The organism is Streptomyces sp. Mut1, assembly GCF_030719295.1.
Classification (GTDB): Bacteria; Actinomycetota; Actinomycetes; order Streptomycetales; family Streptomycetaceae; genus Streptomyces; species Streptomyces castrisilvae.
Genome location: NZ_CP120997.1, coordinates 1543559 through 1566026, shown reverse-complemented (window position 1 = coordinate 1566026; position 22468 = coordinate 1543559). Strand labels below are relative to the sequence as shown.

The 22468-nt window shown below is 73.3% G+C and carries 20 protein-coding genes; 13 read left to right on the top strand and 7 right to left on the bottom strand.

The genetic code is table 11. The annotated features are described in order from the left end of the window. The first annotated feature begins 19 nt into the window (after positions 1–19). From P8A18_RS06585 to P8A18_RS06535, 10 genes are all read left to right on the top strand, one after another. On the top strand, positions 20–922 hold the full coding sequence (locus P8A18_RS06585) for a dihydrodipicolinate synthase family protein (protein WP_306052596.1): 903 nt from the start codon (positions 20–22) through the stop codon (positions 920–922). Continuing rightward, positions 919–2649, top strand: a complete 1731-nt coding sequence (araD, locus tag P8A18_RS06580; protein WP_306052594.1) for an L-arabinonate dehydratase — start codon at positions 919–921, stop codon at positions 2647–2649. The genes P8A18_RS06585 and araD overlap by 4 nt, the downstream gene beginning before the upstream one ends. 138 nt (positions 2650–2787) lie before the next feature. Then, a complete protein-coding gene (locus P8A18_RS06575; RefSeq protein ID WP_018553282.1) occupies positions 2788–3717 on the top strand; it encodes a carbohydrate ABC transporter permease in 930 nt (309 codons plus the stop codon). Then, entirely contained in the window at positions 3714–4631 is a 918-nt protein-coding gene (locus tag P8A18_RS06570) for a carbohydrate ABC transporter permease (RefSeq protein ID WP_018553283.1), read from the top strand. The genes P8A18_RS06575 and P8A18_RS06570 overlap by 4 nt, the downstream gene beginning before the upstream one ends. Positions 4632–4636: 5 nt before the next feature. Beyond that, a complete protein-coding gene (locus P8A18_RS06565) occupies positions 4637–5818 on the top strand; it encodes a Gfo/Idh/MocA family protein (RefSeq protein WP_306052591.1) in 1182 nt (393 codons plus the stop codon). Further along, positions 5815–6642: a DUF6807 domain-containing protein gene (locus tag P8A18_RS06560; protein ID WP_306052590.1), complete on the top strand. Its 828-nt coding sequence runs from the start codon at positions 5815–5817 to the stop codon at positions 6640–6642. The genes P8A18_RS06565 and P8A18_RS06560 overlap by 4 nt, the downstream gene beginning before the upstream one ends. A 125-nt stretch (positions 6643–6767) precedes the next feature. Next, positions 6768–8252 carry a glycoside hydrolase family 43 protein gene (locus tag P8A18_RS06555; protein WP_306060717.1) on the top strand — a complete coding sequence of 495 codons (1485 nt, stop codon included), beginning with the start codon at positions 6768–6770 and terminating at the stop codon, positions 8250–8252. An 87-nt stretch (positions 8253–8339) separates the two neighbouring features. Then, complete coding sequence (locus P8A18_RS06550; protein WP_306052588.1) at positions 8340–9674, top strand: ABC transporter substrate-binding protein; 1335 nt, start codon at positions 8340–8342, stop codon at positions 9672–9674. A gap of 366 nt (positions 9675–10040) precedes the next feature. Further along, positions 10041–11360: a pectate lyase family protein gene (locus P8A18_RS06540; RefSeq protein WP_445978204.1), complete on the top strand. Its 1320-nt coding sequence runs from the start codon at positions 10041–10043 to the stop codon at positions 11358–11360. 106 nt (positions 11361–11466) lie between these two features. Continuing rightward, the gene (locus P8A18_RS06535; RefSeq protein WP_306052584.1) at positions 11467–12558 is read left to right on the top strand and encodes a pectinesterase family protein; all 1092 of its coding nucleotides are present in this window, start codon (positions 11467–11469) and stop codon (positions 12556–12558) included. Between the two features lie 41 nt (positions 12559–12599). On the opposite strand, the gene P8A18_RS06530 is transcribed toward P8A18_RS06535, so the two are convergent. From P8A18_RS06530 to P8A18_RS06500, 7 genes are all read right to left on the bottom strand, one after another. After that, positions 12600–13337: a hypothetical protein gene (locus P8A18_RS06530; protein WP_306052582.1), complete on the bottom strand. Its 738-nt coding sequence runs from the start codon at positions 13335–13337 to the stop codon at positions 12600–12602. After that, positions 13334–13909 carry a SigE family RNA polymerase sigma factor gene (locus tag P8A18_RS06525; RefSeq protein WP_306060715.1) on the bottom strand — a complete coding sequence of 192 codons (576 nt, stop codon included), beginning with the start codon at positions 13907–13909 and terminating at the stop codon, positions 13334–13336. Before P8A18_RS06525 ends, P8A18_RS06530 begins: the two co-directional genes overlap by 4 nt. A 117-nt stretch (positions 13910–14026) precedes the next feature. Further along, on the bottom strand, positions 14027–15472 hold the full coding sequence (locus tag P8A18_RS06520) for a peptidoglycan D,D-transpeptidase FtsI family protein (RefSeq protein ID WP_306052580.1): 1446 nt from the start codon (positions 15470–15472) through the stop codon (positions 14027–14029). Positions 15473–15566: 94 nt separating this feature from the next. Next, positions 15567–16226 (bottom strand): response regulator transcription factor, encoded by a 660-nt coding sequence (locus tag P8A18_RS06515; protein WP_306052578.1) that lies wholly within the window; start codon positions 16224–16226, stop codon positions 15567–15569. After that, on the bottom strand, positions 16223–17488 hold the full coding sequence (locus tag P8A18_RS06510) for a sensor histidine kinase (protein WP_306052576.1): 1266 nt from the start codon (positions 17486–17488) through the stop codon (positions 16223–16225). Before P8A18_RS06510 ends, P8A18_RS06515 begins: the two co-directional genes overlap by 4 nt. Beyond that, a complete protein-coding gene (locus P8A18_RS06505; protein ID WP_306052574.1) occupies positions 17485–18459 on the bottom strand; it encodes a hypothetical protein in 975 nt (324 codons plus the stop codon). The genes P8A18_RS06510 and P8A18_RS06505 overlap by 4 nt, the downstream gene beginning before the upstream one ends. An 87-nt stretch (positions 18460–18546) precedes the next feature. Then, positions 18547–19317, bottom strand: coding sequence for an IclR family transcriptional regulator (locus tag P8A18_RS06500; protein WP_306052572.1), 771 nt, complete (start codon positions 19315–19317; stop codon positions 18547–18549). Positions 19318–19486: 169 nt separating this feature from the next. On the opposite strand from P8A18_RS06500, the gene P8A18_RS06495 reads away from it, so the two are divergent. The 3 genes from P8A18_RS06495 (at position 19487) to P8A18_RS06485 (ending at position 22457) form a co-directional block, all read left to right on the top strand. Beyond that, entirely contained in the window at positions 19487–21007 is a 1521-nt protein-coding gene (locus P8A18_RS06495) for an aldehyde dehydrogenase (NADP(+)) (RefSeq protein WP_306052570.1), read from the top strand. Beyond that, positions 21004–21615: a DUF1349 domain-containing protein gene (locus P8A18_RS06490; RefSeq protein ID WP_306052568.1), complete on the top strand. Its 612-nt coding sequence runs from the start codon at positions 21004–21006 to the stop codon at positions 21613–21615. Before P8A18_RS06495 ends, P8A18_RS06490 begins: the two co-directional genes overlap by 4 nt. A 113-nt stretch (positions 21616–21728) precedes the next feature. Then, positions 21729–22457 (top strand): type 1 glutamine amidotransferase family protein, encoded by a 729-nt coding sequence (locus tag P8A18_RS06485; protein WP_306052566.1) that lies wholly within the window; start codon positions 21729–21731, stop codon positions 22455–22457. Positions 22458–22468 lie beyond the last annotated feature (11 nt).

Sequence of the window (22468 nt, the reverse complement as noted above, 5' to 3'; positions counted from 1 at the left end):
CGACGAAAGGCCAGTCCGCATGGACCTCACACCGCTGAAGGCGGCCCTCGCAGATGTCGTGGCGATCCCGGTCACCCCGTTCGCCGGGGACGGGACCATCGACACGGCGGCGCACCGCGCCCTGCTGCGCCGGCTGCTCGACGGCGGCGTGCGCATCGTCACCCCGAACGGCAACACCGGGGAGTTCTACGCGCTCACCCCCGAGGAGCGGCGCACCGTCACCGAGCTGACCATCGAGGAGGCCGGCGGCCGGGCCACGGTCCTGGTCGGCGTCGGGCACGATGTGCCGACCGCCGTCGCCGCCGCCGAGCACGCCCGGGACGCGGGCGCCGAGATGGTGATGGTGCACCAGCCCGTCCACCCGTACGTCTCGCAGGACGGCTGGGTCGACTACCACCGGGCCATCGCCGAGGCCGTCCCCGGACTCGGCGTCGTCCCCTACATCCGCAACCCGCACCTCGACGGCGCCTGCCTCGCGGCCCTCGCCGACAGCTGCCCCAACGTCATCGGCGTCAAGTACGCCGTGCCGGACGCCGCCCGGTTCGCCGCGTTCGCCCGGGACGCGGGGCTGGAGCGGTTCGTCTGGGTCGCCGGGCTCGCCGAGCTGTACGCGCCGTCCTACTTCTCCGCCGGGGCCACCGGATTCACCTCCGGTCTCGTCAACGTGGCGCCCGGCGTCTCGCTGGCCATGCTGGAGGCGCTGCGGGCCGGGGACCACCCGGCCGCCATGAAGGTCTGGGAGCAGATCCGCCGCTTCGAGGAGCTGCGCGCCGACCGGCAGTCCGCCAACAACGTCACCGTCATCAAGGAGGCGCTGGCCGCCCTCGGGCTGTGCGACCGCGCGGTGCGCCCGCCCAGCCGGGAGCTGCCCGAGGCCCAGCGCGCCGAGGTCGCCGACGAGATCGCCGGGTGGTCCATATGACCGCCGCCCGCATCGCCCCCGAGGAACTGCGCAGCCACCAGTGGTACGGCACCGACGGGCTGCGCTCCTTCAGCCACCGCGCCCGCACCCGGCAGCTCGGCTACCTCCCCGAGGAGCACCTCGGCAAGCCGGTCGTCGCGATCCTCAACACCTGGTCCGACATCAACCCCTGCCACGTCCACCTCCGCGAACGCGCGCAGGCCGTCAAGCGCGGGGTCTGGCAGGCGGGCGGCTTCCCGCTCGAATTCCCGGTCTCCACGCTCTCGGAGACGTTCCAGAAGCCGACCCCGATGCTCTACCGCAACATGCTGGCGATGGAGACCGAGGAGCTGCTGCGCTCCTATCCGGTCGACGGCGCGGTGCTGCTCGGCGGCTGCGACAAGTCGACACCGGCGCTGCTGATGGGCGCCGCTTCGGTCGACCTGCCGACCGTCTTCGTACCGGCCGGGCCGATGCTCCCCGGGCACTGGCGCAACGAAGTCCTCGGCTCCGGCACCGACATGTGGAAGTACTGGGACGACAAGCGTGCCGGGCTCATCGGCGACTGCGAGATGGGCGAACTGGAGAACGGCCTCGCCCGCTCACCCGGCCACTGCATGACCATGGGCACCGCCTCCACCCTCACCGCCGCCGCCGAGGCCCTCGGCGTCACCGTCCCCGGCGCCTCCTCCATCCCGGCCGTCGACTCCGGCCACGACCGGATGGCCGCGCGGTCCGGGCTCCGGATCGTCGAACTGGTGTGGCAGCAGCGGAAACTGTCGGAGATTCTCACGGCGGAGGCGTACGAGGACGCCGTCGCCACCGTCCTCGCGCTCGGCGGCTCCACCAACGCCGTCATCCACCTCATCGCGATGGCGGGCCGCTCCGGGATCAAGCTCACCCTGGACGACTTCGACCGCATCGCCCGTACCGTCCCCGTGCTCGCCAACCTCCGGCCCGGCGGGAAGTACCTCATGGAGGACTTCCACTTCGCCGGCGGGCTGCCCGGCTTCCTCGCCCGGCTCACCGACGTCCTGCACCTGGACCGGCCCACCGTCGCCCACGACACCCTGCGCGAACAGCTCGACGGGGCGCTCGTCCACGACAGCGACGTCATCCGGGAGCGCGACCACCCCCTCGCCGACGAGGGCGGGGTGGCGGTGCTGCGCGGCAACCTCTGCCCGGACGGCGCGGTCATCAAGCACATCGCCGCCGAACCGCACCTGCTGCGCCACACCGGACCCGCGGTCGTCTTCGACGACTACAAGGAGATGCAGCGCACCATCAACGACCCGGCGCTCGCGCTCACCGCGGACCACGTCCTGGTGCTCCGCAACGCCGGTCCCAAGGGCGGTCCCGGCATGCCCGAGTACGGCATGCTGCCGATCCCCGACTACCTGCTGAAGCAGGGCGTACGGGACATGGTGCGGCTCTCCGACGCCCGGATGAGCGGCACCAGCTACGGCGCCTGCGTGCTGCACATCGCGCCCGAGTCCTACGTCGGCGGGCCCCTCGCGCTCGTCCGTACCGGTGACCTCATCACCCTGGACGTCGAGGCGCGGCGGCTGGACCTCGGCGTGTCCGACGAGGAGCTGACCCGGCGCCGGGCCGAGTGGACCCCGCCGCCCCAGCGGTACGAGCGCGGCTACGGCGCGCTCTACCAGGACCAGATCACCCAGGCCGACACCGGCTGCGACTTCGCCTTCCTGGCCCGGCCGGGAGAAGTGCCCGACCCGTACGCCGGCTGAACGGCCCCAGCGGAATTCCGGCGCCCGCCTTGTTCGGCATACCGAACACCATGCGGTAAGCGCTTGCGCACTCCACGCACCGCCCGGCACCACCCCCGCACCGCCCGCACCCCCGTACAGAGAGAACGGAGACGTGTCATGGCCCAAGCCTCCGCCGCGGCCACACCGCCCAAGGTGCCCAGGCGCCGCTCCGCGAGCCCCCGCCGGCTGCCGTATCTGCTGATCGCCCCCGCGGGGCTGCTGATGCTCGGCTTCATCGCCTACCCGGTGGTCAGCGTCTTCTACTACAGCCTGCAGAACTACAACGTCACCAAACCCTGGCGGAACGGCTTCGCGGGCTTCGACAACTTCACCCGGATCTTCACCGAGGACGACCAGTTCTGGACGACGCTCGGCTTCAGCGCCCAGTGGGTCGTGGTGCAGGTCGCGCTCCAGCTCACCCTCGGGCTCGCACTGGCCCTGATCGTGAACCAGAGCTTCATCGGCCGGGGCATCTCCCGCGCCATGGTCTTCTCGCCCTGGGCCGTCTCCGGCGTGCTGACCAGCACCATCTGGATCCTGCTCTACAACTCCTCGACGGGCTTCAGCCGCTACCTCGCGGACGCCGGGATCGGCGACTACGGCACCTCCGTGCTCTCCGACACCGGCACCGTCTTCTGGGCCGCGACCGTCGCCGAACTCTGGCGCGGGGTCCCCTTCTTCGCCATCCTCATCCTCGCCGACCTCCAGTCCGTCTCCAAGGAGCTGTACGAGGCGGCCTCCGTCGACGGCGCCGGACGGATGCGGCAGTTCTTCCACATCACCCTGCCCCACCTGCGCGACGCGATCATCCTGTCCACGCTGCTGCGCGGCGTCTGGGAGTTCAACAACGTCGACCTCCTCTACACGCTCACCGGCGGCGGACCGGCCGGCGAGACCACCACCCTGCCGCTCTACGTCGCCAACACAGGCATCGAGGGCCACGACTTCGGCTACGCCTCCGCGCTCACCACCGTCGCCTTCGTGATCCTCCTCTTCTGCTCGATCGTCTATCTGCGCCTGAGCAAGTTCGGAGGCGACCACAAGTGACTGCCGCCCTCGCCGAGAAGAACGGCACCCACTCCGCACGGCCGGCCGCCCCCGCCGGCCCGCCGCCCGCCACACCGCGCCGCAGGCCCGGCCGCGAGCGCGCCTTCGACGAGGTGCCGCGCTGGCAGATCTACGTGCCGCTCGGCGTCTACCTGGTCTTCACGCTCGTCCCGTTCTACTGGATGTTCCTCTTCGCCGTCCGGCCCGCCGGCTCCACCTCGCTGGTGCCGTGGCCGATGACCGGGGAGCACTTCTCCAAGGTCTGGAACGAGCGCAGCTTCGCCCTCTTCTTCCAGAACAGCATGATCGTCGGGATCTGCACCCTGATCAGCACCACCCTCGTCGCGCTGGCCGGCGGCTACGCGCTCGCCCGGTTCGACTTCAAGATCAAGAACGGCTTCATGCTGGCGCTGCTGTGCTCGCAGTTCATCCCCGGCGCGCTGATGCTCGTACCGCTCTTCGAGATCTTCAAGAACCTCCAGCTGATCAACTCCCTGGGGAGCGTGGTCATCGCCGAGACCGTCTTCCAGCTGCCCCTCTCCATCATCCTGATCAGCGGATTCATCAAGAACGTGCCCCCTTCGCTGGAGGAGGCCGCCTGGGTGGACGGCTGCTCGCGCTTCCGGGCCTTCTGCGCGGTCGTGCTGCCGCTGCTGCGGCCCGGCCTCATCGCCGTCGGCTCCTTCGCCTTCGTGCACAGCTGGAACCACTTCCTGTTCGCGCTGATGTTCCTCAGCGAGCAGGACAAGCAGACGATCCCGGTCGGCCTGAACACCCTCATCGGCGCGGACAGCGTCGACCTGGGCGCGCTGGCGGCGGGCGGGGTGATCGCCGCGGTCCCCGTGGTGATCGTCTTCGCCTTCATCCAGAAGTGGCTGATCACCGGCTTCAGCGCCGGCGCCGTGAAGGGGTGACGGACATGAACACGCCCCACACCGCCACGCCCGTCCCGATCGTCCTCGCCGGCGCCCGGGGGCACGGCCGCCAGCACCTCGCCAACATCCGCCGCCTCCAGCACCAGGGCCTCGTGCGGCTCGCCGGCATCTGCGAACTCACCCCGCTGGACGCCTCCGAACTCGACGCCTTCGCCGGTGAACTCCCCGAGCAGTCCGTCGACTTCGGCACCCTCCTGGACTCCACCGGGGCCCGCGCCGCCGTCATCTGCACCCCCATCCAGACCCACACCGACCTCGCCCTCACCGCCGCCGGACGCGGCGTCCACCTCCTCCTGGAGAAGCCGCCCGCCGCGACCCGCGCCGACTTCGACCGCATTCTGGCCGGGGTGCGCGACGCCGGCATCGCCTGCCAGGTCGGCTTCCAGTCCTTCGGTTCGCACGCCGTACCCGCCATCCGCGAACTCGTACGCACCGGAGCCATCGGCACCGTACGGGGCTACGGGGCCGCGGGCGCCTGGGTCCGCGACGACGCCTACTACCGGCGGGCGCCCTGGGCCGGGCGGCGCAGGCTCGGCGGCACCGACGTGGTCGACGGCGTCCTGACCAACCCGCTCGCCCACGCCGTCGCCACCGCACTCGAACTCGCCGGCACCACCACCGCCGAGGACGTCGCCTCCATCGACACGGAACTCTTCCGCGCCCACGACATCGAGGCCGACGACACCTCCTGCGTACGCGTCACCACCACCTCGGGGCCGCCCGTCACCGCCGCCGTCACCCTCTGCGCGGAACAGGCCGGGGAGCCCTATGTCATCGTCCACGGCGACCGCGGCCGCATCACCTTCTGGTACAAGCAGGACCGCGTCCTCGTCCAGCGGGCCGGGCACGGCCCCCTGGAGACGGTGCACGGGCGGACCGACCTCCTGGAGAACCTGGTCGACCACCTCGTGCGGGACACGCCGCTCCTCGTACCACCGCGGAACACCGGCGCGTTCATGGAGGTCGTCGAGGCCGTACGTACCGCCCCCGAACCCCGCGCCCTGCCGTCCGGCGCCTGGCACACCGCCGCCGTGCCCGGCTCCGGCGCCACCCGCCGGGTGGTGCGCGGCATCGACGCCCTCGTCGCGTCCGGCGCCGAGACCCTCGCGCTCTTCTCCGAACTCGGCGCCCCCTGGGCGCTCCCCACCGAGGTGAGCTCCCCATGACCGCCACCGCGCTCCTCAGCTGCGCCGGCCGCCCGGTCGGCCGCTACACCTACCTCCCCGACACCGCGGGACGCCCCTACCTCCACCCGGTCACCACCCTCGGCGGCACCCCCGTCACCGAGGAGCGCCCCGCCGACCACCTCCACCACCTGGGCGCGTCCGTCGCCGTCCCCGACGTCGCCGGGCGCAACTTCTGGGGCGGGCGCACCTTCGTCCGGGGCCGGGGGCCGACCGAGCTGGACAACCACGGCGTGCAGCGCCACCTCGGCTGGAAGCTGTGCGACCCGGACGGATTTGTCCAGGAGCTGAGCTGGGAGGCCGAAGGCGGCGAACTGCTGCGCGAACACCGCACAGTGGCCACCGCCGCGCTCTCCGGCACCGCCTGGGCGCTCGACCTCTCCTTCTCGCTCACCAACCCCGGCTCCACGGACCTGTCGATCGGCAGCCCCGCCACCAACGGCCGCCCCGGCGCCGGATACGGCGGTTTCTTCTGGCGCGCCCCCAAGGAGGCCGCGCCGCCCGCCGTGTTCAGCGCGTCCGCGGCCGGCGAGGAGGCGGTGCACGGGCGGGCCGCCGACTGGGTCGCGCTCTGCGGCGACGGCTGGTCCCTGGTCTTCGCCGGGGCGACCGATGAGACCCGCCGCGACCCGTGGTTCGTGCGGACCGCCGAGTACCCGGGCGTCGGCTCGTCCCTCGCCGCCGCCGAACGGCTCCCCGTCCCCGCGGGCGCCACCCTCGTCCGCCGGATCGTCACCGTCGTCGCGGACGGCCGGCTCGACCGGGCCGGCGCCGCCGCCCTCGTCCGCCGGGCGGTGACCGCGTGAACGCCCCCGGCGAGCGCCCCAGGACCGAGAACTCGGGGAAGCACCGGACGCCGCAGGCCACGCCCTCCGGGCGGACGACGGGACTTCTCGGACACGACCCGGGCGACGGCACCTACCGCAACCCGGTGCTCGGCGCGGACTGGTCCGACCCCGACGTCGTGCGGGTCGGCGACGACTTCTATCTCACCGCCTCCAGCTTCGGCCGCGTCCCCGGCCTCCCGCTGCTGCACTCGCGCGACCTCGTCAACTGGACCCTGACCGGGCACGCCCTGGACCGTCTGGAGCCGGCCGCCGACTTCGCCGTGCCCCGCCACGACTGCGGGGTGTGGGCGCCCTCGCTGCGCCACCACGCCGGACGGTTCTGGATCTTCTGGGGCGACCCCGACCACGGCATCCAGCAGATCAGCGCCGAGGACATCAGGGGCCCGTGGACCGAGCCCCACCTGCTCAAGGCCGGCCAGGGGCTGATCGACCCCTGCCCGCTGTGGGACGAGGAGACCGGCGAGGCCTATCTCGTCCACGCCTGGGCCAAGTCCCGCTCCGGCGTCAAGAACCGGCTCACCGGCCACCGCATGAGCCCCGACGGGCGGGAACTGCTCGACGAGGGCAGGATCCTGATCGACGCCGACACGCTGCCCGGCTGGTTCACGCTGGAGGGCCCCAAGCTCCACCGGCGCGACGGCGAGTTCTGGATCCTGGCCCCGGCGGGCGGGGTGGCGACGGGCTGGCAGGGCGCCTTCCGCTCCCGCGAGTTCTTCGGACCGTACGAGGAACGCGTCGTCCTCGCCCAGGGCCGCACCGAGGTCAACGGCCCGCACCAGGGCGCCTGGGTCACGACCCCGGCCGGTGAGGACTGGTTCCTGCACTTCCAGGAGCGCGGGGCCTACGGGCGGGTGGTCCACCTCCAGCCGATGCGCTGGGACAGCGACGGCTGGCCGGTCATCGGCGACGCGGGCGAACCCGTCACCAGGCACACCAAGCCCGCTCTGCCCGCCCAGCCCGTGGAGGCCCCGGCCCGCGACGACAGCTTCCCGGGCGGCCGCTACGGCAGGCAGTGGCAGTGGACCGCCAACCCGCGCCCCGGCTGGACCGTCGAGCACGCCGGGGACGGCCTGCGGCTCAGCTGCGTACGGACCGCGTACGCGCACGACCTGCGCGCCCTGCCCCATGTGCTGGTCCAGCGGCTGCCCGCCGAGACGTTCACCGTCGAGGTCGCGCTCGCCCTCGACAGCGAGGTCCCCGGGGCGAAGGCGGGGCTGACGGTGCTCGGGGACGCGTTCGGCTGGATCGGCCTGGAGCGGCCGGCCGGGGGCGGGGCGCGGCTCGTGCACCGGTTCGCCGAGCCGGGCGCCACCGCCGAGCGCGATGCCGCGCCCGGCAGGCCCGCGCCCGGGGCCACGGCCCGGCTGCGGATCGAGGTCGCCCCGGGCGCCCGCTGCCGGTTCCTCGCCGACACCGGGGACGGGGCCGGGTTCCGGCCGTCCGGCCAGGTCTTCGCCGCCACCCCGTGGCGCTGGGTCGGCGCGCTGCTCGGCCTGTTCGCCACCGCGCCGCCCGGCACCGGCCCGGCCGGGACGGCCCGCTTCACCCGCTTCCACGTCACCGCGTGACCCGCACCCGTACCGGCCGGGACCACCGGCCAACGAACCCCCCACTCATGCGTACGAACCGAGAGAACCGAGAGAGAAGAGCCGATCATGAACATCTCGAAGTCGCAGCGGGGGCGCGCCACGGCCGCCGTTTCCCTCGCGGCGGTGCTCGCCCTGACCGCGACCGCGTGCGGTGACGACGGCAGCGACACCGGCAACGAGGGCAGTGGCAAGGGCGAGATCACCTTCTGGGACAACAACGGCGGTCCCCGTACCGCCGTCTGGACCGAGATCATCAAGGACTTCGAGAAGAAGTACCCGGACATCAAGGTCAAGTACGTGCCGATCCCGATCGCCGACGTGCAGTCCAAGTACGACACGGCCATCGCGGGCGGCGGCCTGCCGGACGTCGGCGGGGTCGGCACCGCCTACCTCGCCAACATGGTGTCGCAGGAGGCCCTGGAGCCGCTGGGCGACCGGATCAAGGACTCCTCGCTCAACGGCAAGCTCGTCGAGGGCATGGTCGAGAGCGTCAAGGACGCGGCGGGGCGCGGCGACGACATGTACACCGTGCCGACCTCCGCGAACAACGGCGCCCTCTGGTACCGCACCGACCTGTTCGAGGCGGCCGGTCTCGAAGCGCCCACCACCTGGGCCAAGTTCTACGAGGCGGCCGAGAAGCTCACCGACTCCAAGCACAACAAGTTCGGCTACACCATCCGCGGTGGCGCCGGCTCCATCGCCCAGGCCATCGACGCGGCCTACGGGCAGTCGGGCATCACGGAGTTCTGGAACGGCGACAGGACGACCCTCAACGACGCGAAGAACGCGGCGGCGCTGGAGAAGTACGTCGCGCTCTACAAGAAGACGACGCCCTCCGCCGACGTCAACAACGACTTCACCAAGATGGTCGCCCAGTTCGACACCGGCACCATCGGCATGCTCAGCCACAACCTCGGCTCCTACCAGGACCACCTGAAGGCCCTCGGCAAGGACAAGTTCGCCGGCGTCCCCAACCCGATCGGCGACGGCGGCACCCGCGTCCAGGTCTCCAACCCGGTCGACGGCCTCGGCCTGTTCCGGTCGGGCAAGAACAAGACGGCCGCCTGGAAGTTCATCGAGTTCGCGGCCTCGCACGAGGCCAACAGCAAGTGGAACGAGTCCGCGGGCGCCATTCCGGCCAACACCGAGGCCGCCAAGGACCCGTGGATCAGCGAGGCGGCGCCGACCGAGCTCGCCGCCAAGGCCCTCACCGACGGCTCCACCAAGATCGTGCAGCTGCCGTACTACCTGCCCGACTGGAACAACATCAGCAAGGCCGACAACGAGCCGGAGTTCCAGAAGCTGCTGCTCGGCAAGACCACGGCCAAGGACTTCCTGGACAAGATGGCCGACGAGCTGAACAAGGCCCAGAAGGAGTGGAAGGAGATCGGCAACGGCTGACCCCGGCCCGGCTCCGCACCGGCCGGCCCCCGTGACGCGGGGCGGGCGGCGGGACACACCGTACGAACGGACCCGCCGTCACCCCCGCCCCGGCGCACGGCACCGCCCGCCGGCCCCGCACCCGGACGGCCGGCAGGACAACACCCACTTCCGCCCCGCCGGTGCCATCGAGGTGGCCCGGATGACGGCGCGCGCCCTGCTCGACGCGCGGGTGCTCGCCCCGCACGAGCCGCGCCGCCGCGGCGGACACGTACCCGGGACGTGGACCGGCCGGCCGCAGGCCTGACGCTCCACGCCCGGCAACCCCCCTCTCCCTTTCCCGCAGTCCCGCACGAGAACCGAGGATTTGTCATGTCCACACGCAGAATGCGCGCCCGTGCCATCGCCGTCGCGATGGGCTGCGCGTCGCTGTCCCTTGCCTTGAGCATCCCCGCCCAGGCCACCACCCCGCACTCCGGCACGAGGGGCATCGATCGCGCCGTCCTCGCCAAGGGCGACGGCTGGGCCGCCGCCGAGGGCTCCACGACCGGCGGTGCCGCCGCCACCCCCGACCACGTTTACACGGTGCACAACCGCGCCGAACTCATCGCCGCCTTCAAGGACGCGGGCGACGCCCCGAAGATCGTCCGGATCGACGGCACCATCCACGGCAACGCCGACGCCGAGGGCAACCCGATCGACTGCGAGGCGTACCAGACCGACGGCTACACGCTGGACAAGTACCTCGCCGCCTACGACCCCGACACCTGGGGCCGCGAGGAGGTCCCCTCCGGCCCGCTGGAGGACGCCCGGCTCGCCTCCGCCAAGCTCCAGAAGGCCGCCGTCAACGTCTACGTCCCGTCCAACACCACGCTCGTCGGCGTCGGCCGGAACGCCACGGTCATCGGCGCCGGCATCCAGATCCAGAACGTCTCCAACGTCATCGTCCGCAACATCTCCTTCGAGGACACCTACGACTGCTTCCCGCAGTGGGACCCGACCGACGGCGACACCGGCCACTGGAACTCCGAGTACGACAACCTCGTCGTCTACGGCTCCGACCACGTCTGGGTCGACCACAACACCTTCAGCGACGGCGACCGCCCCGACGCCGACCAGCCCTCCTACTTCAACGAGCTGTACCAGCAGCACGACGGCCTCTTCGACATCGTCAAGGGCGCCGACCTCGTCACCGTCTCCTGGAACGTCCTCAAGGACCACGACAAGACGATGCTCCTCGGCAACAGCGACGGCGCCGGGGACACCGACCGGGGCAAGCTCCGCGTCACCCTGCACCACAACCTCTTCAAGGACGTCAACGAGCGCGCGCCCCGCGTCCGCTTCGGACAGGTCGACTCGTACAACAACTACTTCGTCGCCACCCGGGGCAGCGTCTACGGCTACTCCTTCGGGGTCGGCGCCGAGTCGCACCTCGTCGCCGAGCACAACGCGTTCACGCTGAGCGGCGAGTTCGACAAGGCGAAGATCCTCAAGAAGTGGTCCGAGTCCTCGCTCACGGCCGGCGACAACTACGTCAACGGCCGCCGGACCGACCTGATCGCCGTCCACAACGCGGGCGTCCCCGAGGAGCACCTCACCTCGGGCGCCGGCTGGACCCCGACCCTGCGCAACCGGATCGACCACCCGCTGCTCGTCCCCCTCGTCGTGGGCATCGGAGCGGGCACCGGCCGGCTGCCCGGCGCCTGATCCGTACCATCCCTCCCCGCCGGCGCCCCCGGGCGCCGGCGGGGCCTTCGCACCCCGCAAAGGAACGCAAGGAACGCAAGGAACGCAAAGAAGTGGAGTACCGCCCATGCCCAGCAGACGAACCGCTCTCGCCCTCCTCGCGGGCGGCACCACGGCCCTCGCCCTCGGCACCGCCCCCGCGGCCCTCGCCCACGACCGCCCCTTCGGGCGCTACGGCACACCCGCCCGCCGCCTCGACCCCGCGACCCTCTACGTCGACGCGCGCGGCCGCGGCGACCACACCCGGGTCCAGGACGCCGTGGACGCCGCTGCCGGCACCGGCCGCACCCTGGTCATCGCGCCCGGCACCTACCGGGAGACCGTCGACATCCCCGCCGCACGCACCGGACTCACCCTCATCGGCGCGAGCGGCGACCCGCGTGACACCGTGATCGTGTACGACAACGCCAACGGCACCCCGCTGCCCGACGGTTCCGGCACGTACGGCACCAGCGGGTCCGCCACCGTCACCGCCCGGCCCGCCGGACTCACCGCCCGCCACCTGACCTTCGCCAACGACTGGCTGCGCGCCGGCCACCCCGACTACACCGGCACCCAGGCCGTGGCCATCAAGGTCACCGGCGACCGCTCGGCCTTCCACGGCTGCCGCTTCCTGGGCCACCAGGACACCCTGTACGCCGACTCGGCCTCCCTCACCGACTTCGCCCGCCAGTACTACCGCGACTGCTACGTCGAAGGGGACGTCGACTTCGTCTTCGGCCGCGCGTCGGCCGTCCTGGAGCGCTGCCACTTCCGCACCCTGGCCCGCACCGACCTGCCCGCACCGCCCTACGGCTTCGTCCTCGCGCCCAGCACCGCGGGGACCAACCCGCACGGCTTCCTGGTGCTGCGCTCCCGTGTCACGAGCACCGCCCCCGACGGGTACTTCAAGCTGGCCCGCCCCTGGGTGCCCTCGTCCGACCTCACCGCACATCCCATGCTGACCGTGCGCGACAGCCACCTCGGCGCGGGCATCGACACCGACGAGCCGTACGGGACGATGTCGGCCGGCTTCCCGTGGCAGGAGCAGCGCTTCGCCGAGTACCGCAACACCGGCCCCGGCGCGCGCGTCACCGTCCCCGCCAACCGCCCCCGGCTGACCGCCGCCGAAGCCCGCCGGCACACCCCGGCCGCCTGGTTCGGCGACTGGCGTCCCTGAGGAGCGCCACGCCGGCGGCGGTCCGCCGGCCGGCGGACCGGTCAGCGGTCCTGGCCGAAGCGGTCGCCCACCGCGGCCGGCCGGCCGGTGACCCGGACGGCGTGCGCGGTCACGTAGTCGCCGGTCGCGTCCCGCTCGCCCTGCGCGTGGTTGTACTGCCCGGCGAACGTGTGCGTGCCGGCCGGGACCGTCCGGCCGGCCCTCAGCGTCCACCGGTAGACCAGGTAGCCGCCGTCCTCGGTCGCCGACACGGTGAAGTCCGGCTCCGGCAGCGAATGCCAGGAGCCGGTGCTGTTCACCCCGCCGGTGAGCGCGATCCGCAGTTCCACGGTGAGCGAGGACAGCGGCTCGGTCGTCCGCAGCGTCACATTGCTCTGCGCCCAGTACGCGTTGCTGTGCGGGTCGACCACGCCACCCGTCCACAGCGGCCCGTCCTCGGGGCGCAGGGTGCCGAGCGCCATCGGCGGTGTCGTGGCCGCGGTGGGGGAGGGGGACGGGTCCGGGCCGGACGGTGCCGCCGCCACCCGCCGGCCGTGCGCCGGGCCGTCGTCGCCCGCCGATGTGACGGCGAACGTCCCCGCCGCCAGCACTCCGCAGACCGCCGCCGTCGCACCCGCGACCCGCAGCCACGGCAGCGCCGCGCGCGCCGGGCGCACCGCCCGTACCGGGCCGCGGCCCGCCGCCATGCCCCGCTCGACCCGGGCCAGCATCCGCTCCCGGTCGGGGCGGTGGGCCTCGGCGGCGTCCCGCAGCCGCCCGGTCAGCTCCTGGTCCTTCACCGGTCTCCTCCGCTGCGCTGCGCCGCGAGGGCCACCCGGACCCGCGCGGCGGGCGTCTCGGGCCCGGGGGACGTCAGCAGCCGTTGCAGTTCCGCGACGGCGCGCGAGGTCTGGCTCTTCACCGTACCCACCGAGATCCCCAGCACCAGCGAGGTGTCCCGTTCCGAGAGGTCGAAGGCGTGCCGCAGCACCACACAGGCGCGCTTGCGGAACGGCAGCCGGCGCAGCGCCTCCTGGACGTCGATCACCGCAGGCACGTCCGGACCGTCCGCGGCGCCGCCCTCCCCGCCGCGCGGCGCCCAGAACAGCGCGATCCGGCGGCGTTCGCGCACCGCGCTGCGGATGCGGGTCCTGGCCAGGTTGGCGACGACCCCGCGCGCGTACGCCACCGGGTGGCCGGCCTCGCGGACCCGGTCCCAGCGGTGCCAGAGCGCGAGCAGCGCGTCGGCCGCGAGATCGTCGGCGGCATCGGCCTCACCGGTCAGCAGATGGGCGAGGCGGGCGAGTTCTGCGTAGTGGGCCTCGAAGAACTCATGGAACTCGGCGGCGGCATCGTCGACGGCTGCGCCCACAGCTACCTCGTCCCTGCGCTCGATCCCGCGCACCCCCGGCCCGTGCGGATACGTCACCGCCCGGAGTGCGGGGCGGGGCGTGAGCGTACCGCGTCCCGCAAGCGCTTCGACACGCCCCTACCGCCGCAGCGCAGCCTCCATCATCTTCCGGGCGATCGGCGCCGCGAGGCCGTTGCCGCTGACCTCGGATGCAGCCGCGCCGGAGTCCTCCACGACCACCGCGACCGCCACCGCCTGGCCGCCGGACTTCGCGTACGAGGTGAACCAGGCGTACGGGGTGTTGCTGTTGTCCACGCCGTTCTCGGCGGTGCCCGTCTTGCCGCCCACCTCGGCGCCGGAGATCCGGGCGTTGGTGCCGGTGCCCTGCTCCACCACGGTGACCATGGCGCTGCGCAGCTGCTCGGCGGTGGACGCGGAGACGATGCGCTCCGTGTCGCCGTCCGCGAAGTCCTCCAGGGTGCCGCCGTCCCCGTCGGTCACCTTGGAGACCATGTGCGGGGCGGCCAGCTCACCGCCGTTGGCCAGGGCCGCCGAGACCATCGCCATCTGCAACGGGGTGGCGGTCACCTCGAACTGGCCGATGCCGGTGAGCGCCGTCTGCGCCTTGTCCATCTCCGTCGGGTACACGCTCTTCGAGGCCCGGACCGGCACGTCGAGCTTCTCGGTGTTGAAGCCGAACTTCTCCGCCATCGCCCGCACCTTGTCCTGCCCGAGGTCGGCGGCGACCTTGCCGAAGACGTTGTTGCACGAGTACTGGAGCGCCACGCGCAGCGAGGCGTTCTCGCAGGGGGCGGAGGCGCTCTCGTTCCTCAGGGGGGTGCTGGTGCCGGGCAGCGTGTACGGGCTGGGGCTCTTCGTCGGCTCGTCGACCGAGCCGTAGAGGCCGTTTTCCAGCGCGGCGGACGCCACCACCAGCTTGAACGTCGAACCGGGCGCCAGCGGCTGCCGCAGCGCCCGGTTGACCAGCGGCTTGTCCGGGTCGGTGAGCAGCTTCTGCCAGGTGTCGCCGTCGTTGGTCCCGCTGATCGTGGACGGGTCGTAGGAGGGCGAGGAGACCATGCCGAGGATCTGTCCGCTCCGCGGGTCGATCGCCACGGCCGCGCCCTTGTCGTCACCGAGCGCGTCGCGCGCCGCCTTCTGGACGTCCGGGTCGATCGTGGTCACGACGTCGCCGGGCTCGGCCTGCTTGCCGGTCAGCACGTCCAGCGGATTCTTCAGCCGGTCGTCGGTGCCGTCGAGGACCGAGCTGTAGATCCCTTCGAGCTGGGTGGAGCCGTACGCCTGCGAGCCGTAGCCGGTTACGGCCGCGTAGAGGTCACCTCGCGGGTAGGTCCGCTTGTACGCGAGGTCGCTGCCCTCCGTCCTCTTCGAGCCCGTGACCGGGGAGCCGGCCACGATGATGTCGCCCAGCGGCTGCGCGTACTGCGCGATGGTCTTCCGCCGGTTGTGGTCGTCGTCTGCGAGCGCCCGTGCCTGGTACGCCTGCACCCAGGTCGCCCGCCCCAGGAGGGCGAGGACCAGCAGCAGGCAGAAGACCGAGGCGCGCCTGATCGTCTTGTTCATCCCGCTGGTGGGACGAGCGGCGCCCGGCGCTTCGTTCCCCGTTGTGCCGCTTCTCACCGATTCCTCATGTGGGCGGGAGCGGGTGCCGGGTCGCTCAGCCGGGCGTGACGAACCCCGACTCGTACGCCGTGATGACGGCCTGCGTGCGGTCCCGGGCCCCGGTCTTCGCGAGGACCGCGGCCACATGCGTCTTGGCCGTCGCCGCGCCCACCGCCAGCCGGCCGGCGATCTCCGCGTTGGTCAGCCCCGCCGTCATCAGCCGCAGCACCTGTGCCTCCCGCTCGGTGAGCCGGGCGGCCCAGGGCGGGGCGGGGGCCGGCCGGGGCGTCCCGTACGCGGCGGCCAGCCGCCGCACGGCGGACGGGAAGAGCAGCGAGTCGCCGCACGCCACCAGCCGCACCGCCCGCACCATCTCCTCGGCCGCCGCCCGCTTCAGCAGGAAGCCCGCCGCCCCGGCGCGCAGCGCCTCGTACACGTAGGCGTCGTGCTCGAAGGTGGTGACGACCAGGACGCGCGGGGCCGGGTCGAGACCGGCGAGGATCTGCTCGGTGGCCCGGATGCCGTCGGTCTCGGGCATCCGGACGTCCATCAGCACCACATCGGGCCGCAGCGCCCGCACCACGGAGACCGCCTCGGCGCCGGTGGCGGCCTCCCCGACCACCTCCAGGCCGTCCTCCGCGTCCAGGATGGCCCGCAGGGCGGTGCGCACCATCTGTTCGTCGTCGGCCAGGACGATCCGGACCGTCGTGCTCATCGTCGCTCCTTCACGGGTGTGTCCAGGGGGAGGCGGGCGGCCAGCCGCCACACGCCGTCGTCGCGGGGCCCGGACTCCGTCGTGCCGCCCAGCAGCAGGGCGCGCTCCGCGATGCCGGTCAGGCCGCGCCCGCCACCGGGGCGGGCCACCGGCGGACCCGGCGGGAGCGCGCTGTCCAGGACGAGCCCCAGCTCCCGGGGGCCGACATCGACGCGCAGCCGGACCGGCGAACCGGGCGCGCCGTGCCGCAGCGCGTTGCTCAGTCCCTCCTGCACGATCCGGTACGCCTCGGCCGACACCGGTCCGGGGACCGTGCCCGGGTCGCCGTCGGCCGTGTACCGCACGGGCACCCCGCACCGGGCCAGCAGCCCGCCCAGCGCTTCGAGCCCCGGTCCGGCGGGCGTGCCGGGCCCTTCGCCGCCCTGCCGCAACAGCCCGAGCACCGCGTCGAGTTCGCCGACCGTGCGGCGCGTGGTCTCCTCGATCGCGGTGAGCGCCCGCCGGGCGAACTCCGGGTCGCTGTCCAGGACCCGGCGGGCCGCCCCCGCCTGGAGGGTGACGGCGCTCAGCGCGTGGCCGACCGAGTCGTGCAGCTCGCGGGCGAGGCGGTTGCGTACGGCGAGATCGGCGGCCCGGCGTTCGGCGGCGGCCAGCCGGTCGTCCGGGGTGGGGCCGAGCAGCACCGGGGCCCGGCCGGCGAGCAGGGCCCCGGCCGCCGTCGCGCAGCCCGCCAGCGCGAGGAGCATGGCCGCCCCGGCCGGGGGCGCGAGGACCAGGACCCAGGGCCGGTCCAGGGCCGGGGGGACGTGCGGGACGAAGGAGTCGCGCAGGGCGGGGAGGAACGGCAGCCCCATGACGCAGACGGCGAACGGGACGAGCGCCAGGGTCATCCCGCTGATGACGCCGCCGAGCCCGACGTGCAGCGTGAACCAGCCGGAGCAGCGGACCCGCGCCTGCCGGGAACGGCCGGGGCCGTCCGCGAGCGGCCGGTCCGGGGCGAGACCGCACAGGGCGCGGGCGGCGGCCACCGAGAGGGGCCGGGCGGTGGGCAGCAGGGCGGTGACGGCGGCCATCGGCAAGGCGCAGGCGAGAGCGGCGAGCTGGGCGGGGAGCGAGGTGAAGACGTTCGTGTCGGGCGCGTACAAGCCGACGAACACCGTGCCGACCAGGAAGTACGGCATGAGCAGGGCGCCGCCGACGATCAGGTGCAGCCAGCGCAGCCGGGCCCGCCGGCCCAGGAGCCGGCCTATGAGCGGGGTCATGCGGGGGCGCCCCGCGAACCGGCCGCGCGCTCCGCGAGGAAGTACGCGCCGAGGGTCACCACCAGCGTTCCGACCAGCATCTGCACAGCGTAGGTGAGCACCATGCCGGGGGCGTCCCCTTCGGCACGGCCCAGTGAGGCGAGGCTCAGCCAGCCGCCCCAGCAGGCCGTCGCCCCGGAACCGCCCCACGCCAGCGCGAGCGGCACCCGCAGCGGCAGCGCGGACCGGCGGAAGGCGAGCAGCAGGATCCCGGCCACGGTAGCGGCGGCCCACAGCGCGTACACCGCTTCGACGACCTGGAAGCCGCTGTCCCGACCGGCGTCACGGCCGGAGACCAGGCCGGCCGCCCGGAGCAGATGCGTGGTGACCGGCACCAGGGCGAGCAGTGACGCGGCGACGGCCCCGGCTCGCAGCGCCGGTGCGGTGGGGCTGCCGGGCAGATCGCGCAGCGTGCCCCGCCAGAGGTGGCCCCAGCGGTCGCGGGCGTACAGCGCGAAGAGGGTACCCAGGGACAGGCCCTGGAGGATGAAGCCGCCGTAGACGACCCCGAACACCCACTCGTGCAGGAAGGGGCCGCCCGTGTCCTCCGGGCCGGCGGTGTCTGCGCTCAGGGCCCGGACCAGCAGTTGCAGCGGGTACCCGGTCATGATCGGCAGCAGCAGCCCGGTCGCCGTCCACATCGGCAGCGCGAGCAGCCAGGCGGGCACCCGCAGGCCCCAGGGCCGGGTGAGCAGCAGGGCGAGGACCACCACCGCGCCGTCCATCAGCACCGAACCGCCGTTGGCGACAGCCATCGGGGCGCGGTGGTCCAGCAGCGCGCTGCCGTCCGGAATCCCGACCCGGCTGCCCGCCACCCACGCCGTCTTGAGCGCGATGTACGGCAGGCAGGAGACGATCGCGACGGTGCGCAGCGCGGCGCGCAGGGGGCGGAGGGCCGTCGCGGGAACGGGCGGGGCGGAGATCCGTGTCATGCCCCCACGCTGCCGGGCGGCGCGTCGCCGCACGTCCTGCCGGATGACGATCCGCCTCCGCCGCGCGGGGGAGGACCGGCCGGGCGGTCAGAGCCGCCGGGTGGCGAGCGTCAGGCGGTCGCGCGCGTCGAACAGCGCGTCCTTGACCATCTGCTCGTGTGCGGGCGTCAGCCGGGCGACCGGCACCGAGCAGCTGATGGCGTCCCTGGCCGGGGTGCGGTAGGGGACGGCGACACCGAAGCAGCGCAGCCCCAGGGTGTTCTCCTCGCGGTCCACCGCGTACCCCTGCTCGCGGATCCGGTGCAGCTCCTCGATGAGCTTCTCCCGGTCCGTCAGGGTGTGTTCGGTGAGCGCGGGCAGCGTCTCGGGCAGCATCTTGCGGACCTGCTCGTCGCTGTAGGTGGCCAGCAGGGCCTTGCCGAGCGAGGTGGAGTGGGCGGGCAGCCGGCGGCCGACGCGGGTGAAGGGGCGCAGGTAGTGCTGGGACTGGCGGGTGGCCAGGTAGACCACGTTGGTCCCGTCGAGCCGGGCCAGGTGGATGGTCTCGGTGGTGTCGTCGGAGAGCCGGTCCAGGGTGGGGCGGGCCGCGGCGACCACCTCGTCCCCGTCGATGTACGAGGTGCCGACGAGCAGGGCCCGTACGCCGATCCCGTACCGCGTGCCCGTCGCGTCCGTCTCCACCCAGCCCAGCTCGACCAGGGTGCGCAGCAGCATGTAGAGGCTGGACTTGGGGTATCCGACGGCCTCCTGGACCGCGGCGAGCGAATGCATGCCGGGCCGCCCGGCGAAGTACTCCAGCAGTTCCACCGTCCGTACCGCGGACTTGACCTGCGCTCCACCCGACTCGGCAACCGACATCGCCCTACGCCCCTTCCAGCCCACCGACGAAACCCCGGGACTTCTTGCCAACACCGAACGCCCGGAAATAGAGTCGCTTCATATTCACGATCAGGAACTCTGTTCAGAATACCGAACAACTTATACCGGACAGCGTCTGATGTGCGGCAGTGGAGCGGAAGGAATCATGGTGGCAGCAGCACCAGTCTGGAGCGTCGACCCCCGCACCGGGAACCCGCGCGAGCAGGTTGCGGTGGAGGCCACAGCCGAGGAGGTCGACCGCGCGGTCAGGGCCGCCCACGCCGTACGCGGCGCGCTGGCCGACCGCACCGTGCGCGCCGCCTTCCTGCGTACCGCGGCCGAGCTGCTCACCGAGGCCGGTGACCACGTCATCGAGGCCGCCGACGCCGAGACGGCCCTCGGCCCGGCCCGGCTGACCGGCGAACTCGCCCGCACCGCGGCCCAGTTGCGGGCCTTCGCGGAGGTCGTCGACGAAGGCGCCTACCTCGACATCCACATCGACCACGAGGACGCCACCCGCACCCCGCCCTGGCCCGACCTGCGCCGCTACAAGATCCCGCTCGGTGTCGTCGCCGTCTACGCGGCCAGCAACTTCCCGCTCGCCTTCTCCGTCCCCGGCGGCGACACCGCCAGCGCCCTCGCGGCCGGCTGCCCCGTCGTCGTCAAGGCCCACCCCGACCACCCCGCGACCTCCGAGCTGTGCGCCTCCGTGCTGCGCCGGGCCGCCGTAAGGGTCGGCCTGCCCGAGGACGTCGTCACCCTCCTGCACGGCTTCGAGGCCGGAGTCGCCCTCGTCAAGCACCCCCTCGTCGGCGCCGCGGGCTTCACCGGCTCGGTGCGCGGCGGACGCGCCCTGTTCGACGCGGCGGCCGCCCGGCCGGTCCCCATCCCCTTCCACGGCGAGCTCGGCTCCCTCAACCCCGTCGTCGTCACCGAGGCGGCCGCCGCCGAGCGCGGCGAGCAGATCGGTACGGGCCTGGCCGGCTCGATGACCATGGGCGCGGGCCAGTTCTGCACGAAGCCCGGATTCGTCCTGGCCCCCGAGGGCGAGGGCGGCGACCGCTTCCTGAAGTCCCTCACCGAGGCCGTCAGCGACAGCGAGGCCGGCGTCCTGCTCGACCACCGGATGCGCGACGCCTTCCTCGCCGGGGTCACGGAGCGGACCGCGCTCCCGGACGTGGACGCCCCGGTCACCCCCGGCGCGGGCGGCGAACACACGGTCGCGGCCGGCTTCCTGACGGTCCCGGCCCGGCTGCTCACCGCCGAGGGCCCGCACGACGCGCTCCTGGAGGAGTGCTTCGGCCCCGTCACCGTCGTCGCCCGCTACGCCTCCGAGGACGAGATCACCGCCGTCCTGTCCCGGCTGCCCGGCAACCTCACCGCCACCCTCCACATCGCCACCGACGAGGCCGGCGGCAGCGCGGCCGGGCTCCTCGCCGCGCTCACCCCCCTCGCCGGCCGGGTCCTCGTCAACGGCTGGCCGACCGGCGTCGCCGTCGCCCCCGCCCAGCACCACGGCGGCCCCTACCCGGCCACCACCTCCACCTCCACCTCGGTCGGTGCCACCGCGATCGAACGCTGGCTGCGCCCCGTCAGCTACCAGACCACCCCCGAAGCGCTGCTCCCGCCGGAGCTGCGCGAGGACAACCCGCTGGGCCTGCCCCGCCGCGTGAACGGACGACCCGCATGACCACCACCCTCCCCGAACTCCCCTTCGCCCTGGAGCCGTTCGGCCCGGACGCCGGATGGAGCTACGAGAACGGCGTGCTCACCGGCCGCGCCGGTGCCCGCCAGGACCGCTTCGTCCCGCCGGGCGGCGACAGCCTGGAATCCGTCAGCGACGCGCCCCGGCTGCTGGGCCCCGCCCCGGAGGGCGACTTCCAGCTGATCGCCCGGGTGCGGGCCGGCTTCGCCGCCGCCTTCGACGCGGCCGTCCTCTATCTGCACGTCGGCGACCACGAGTGGGCCAAGCTCTGCCTGGAACTCTCCCCGGACCACCCGACCATCTGCACCGTCGTCACCCGCGGCCACTCCGACGACGTCAACTCCTTCGTCGTGGAAGGCGACAGCCACTGGCTGCGCCTGAGCCGCACGGGCCACTCCTTCGCGTTCCACGCGTCGGCCGACGGCGAGAAGTGGACCTTCGTCCGCGTCTTCGCCCTCGGCACGCCGGAGCAGTCGGCCGCCGCCTCCATCGGCTTCCTCGCCCAGTCACCCACGGGCGAGGGCTGCGAGGTGTCGTTCGACCGGATCGCGTTCCGGCCGGCCGCCCCGGCCGACCTCCGCGACGGCAGCTGACGGAGCCCCGGAGACGGGCGGCGCACGCGGACGGAAACCCGTACCGCCGCGCCGCCCGGCCATGAGAGCCTGCCCCACGGCCTCGGAGACCGGAACGTGGGGGAGGGACCGTCGTGAGCGTGCATCTGATCGGGGGCGGCTGGGACGAGGACGCCGCGCCACTCGTGTACGGGCCGTTTCTCGCCGAGGCGGGGGACGAGGGCGTGGTGGGCTGCCTGCTCGTCGACGAGGGGGACGGGGCCGGGCAGTTCACCCGCTGGGCCGGCGTGCTGCGCCGGGTCGCGCCGGGCGTCAGTCCCGTCCCGCTGCTCGTACCGGAGGGCGGCGTGTTCGACCCCGGGGAGCTCGCCGGGCTGGACGGGCTGCTCGTCGGCGGCGGACTGACCCCCGCCTATCAGGACGCCCTCGCCCCGGTGCGGGAGACCGTCGCCCGGATCATCGCCGAACGGCCGCTGCCCTACGCGGGCTTCTCCGCCGGCGCCGTCGTCGCCGCCCGCCGCGCCCTCGTCGGCGGATGGCTCGACCGGGGCGTCCCCGTCTGCCCCGACGACGCGGCGGAGGACCTGGACGAGATCGAGGTCCGCGACGGCCTGGGACTCCTCCCGCACACCGTCGATGTGCACACCTCGGCCTGGGGGACGCTCGGGCGGCTGATCGCGGCGGTGGCCCGGGGCGAGGCGCCCTCCGGCGTCGCCCTCGACGAGAACACCCTGCTGTCCGTCACGGCCGACGGCCGGGCGGCGGTGGCCGGGGCGGGGCAGGTACGCCTCGTGCGCGCCGGGGCGGAGCCCGGTTCCGTCGTCGTACGCGCCCTGCGCGCGGGGGAGCGGTTCGCCCTCTGAACCCTCTGAAC

Coding starts and splice junctions, on each gene's coding strand:
- P8A18_RS06560 (WP_306052590.1), top strand. CDS start 5,815: ATGACCGCCACCGCGCTCCTCAGCTGCGCCGGCCGCCCGGTCGGCCGC.
- P8A18_RS06490 (WP_306052568.1), top strand. CDS start 21,004: ATGACCACCACCCTCCCCGAACTCCCCTTCGCCCTGGAGCCGTTCGGC.
- araD (WP_306052594.1), top strand. CDS start 919: ATGACCGCCGCCCGCATCGCCCCCGAGGAACTGCGCAGCCACCAGTGG.
- P8A18_RS06585 (WP_306052596.1), top strand. CDS start 20: ATGGACCTCACACCGCTGAAGGCGGCCCTCGCAGATGTCGTGGCGATC.
- P8A18_RS06515 (WP_306052578.1), bottom strand. CDS start 16,226: ATGAGCACGACGGTCCGGATCGTCCTGGCCGACGACGAACAGATGGTG.
- P8A18_RS06575 (WP_018553282.1), top strand. CDS start 2,788: ATGGCCCAAGCCTCCGCCGCGGCCACACCGCCCAAGGTGCCCAGGCGC.
- P8A18_RS06520 (WP_306052580.1), bottom strand. CDS start 15,472: ATGAACAAGACGATCAGGCGCGCCTCGGTCTTCTGCCTGCTGCTGGTC.
- P8A18_RS06565 (WP_306052591.1), top strand. CDS start 4,637: ATGAACACGCCCCACACCGCCACGCCCGTCCCGATCGTCCTCGCCGGC.
- P8A18_RS06510 (WP_306052576.1), bottom strand. CDS start 17,488: ATGACCCCGCTCATAGGCCGGCTCCTGGGCCGGCGGGCCCGGCTGCGC.
- P8A18_RS06540 (WP_445978204.1), top strand. CDS start 10,041: ATGCGCGCCCGTGCCATCGCCGTCGCGATGGGCTGCGCGTCGCTGTCC.
- P8A18_RS06550 (WP_306052588.1), top strand. CDS start 8,340: ATGAACATCTCGAAGTCGCAGCGGGGGCGCGCCACGGCCGCCGTTTCC.
- P8A18_RS06505 (WP_306052574.1), bottom strand. CDS start 18,459: ATGACACGGATCTCCGCCCCGCCCGTTCCCGCGACGGCCCTCCGCCCC.
- P8A18_RS06535 (WP_306052584.1), top strand. CDS start 11,467: ATGCCCAGCAGACGAACCGCTCTCGCCCTCCTCGCGGGCGGCACCACG.
- P8A18_RS06500 (WP_306052572.1), bottom strand. CDS start 19,317: ATGTCGGTTGCCGAGTCGGGTGGAGCGCAGGTCAAGTCCGCGGTACGG.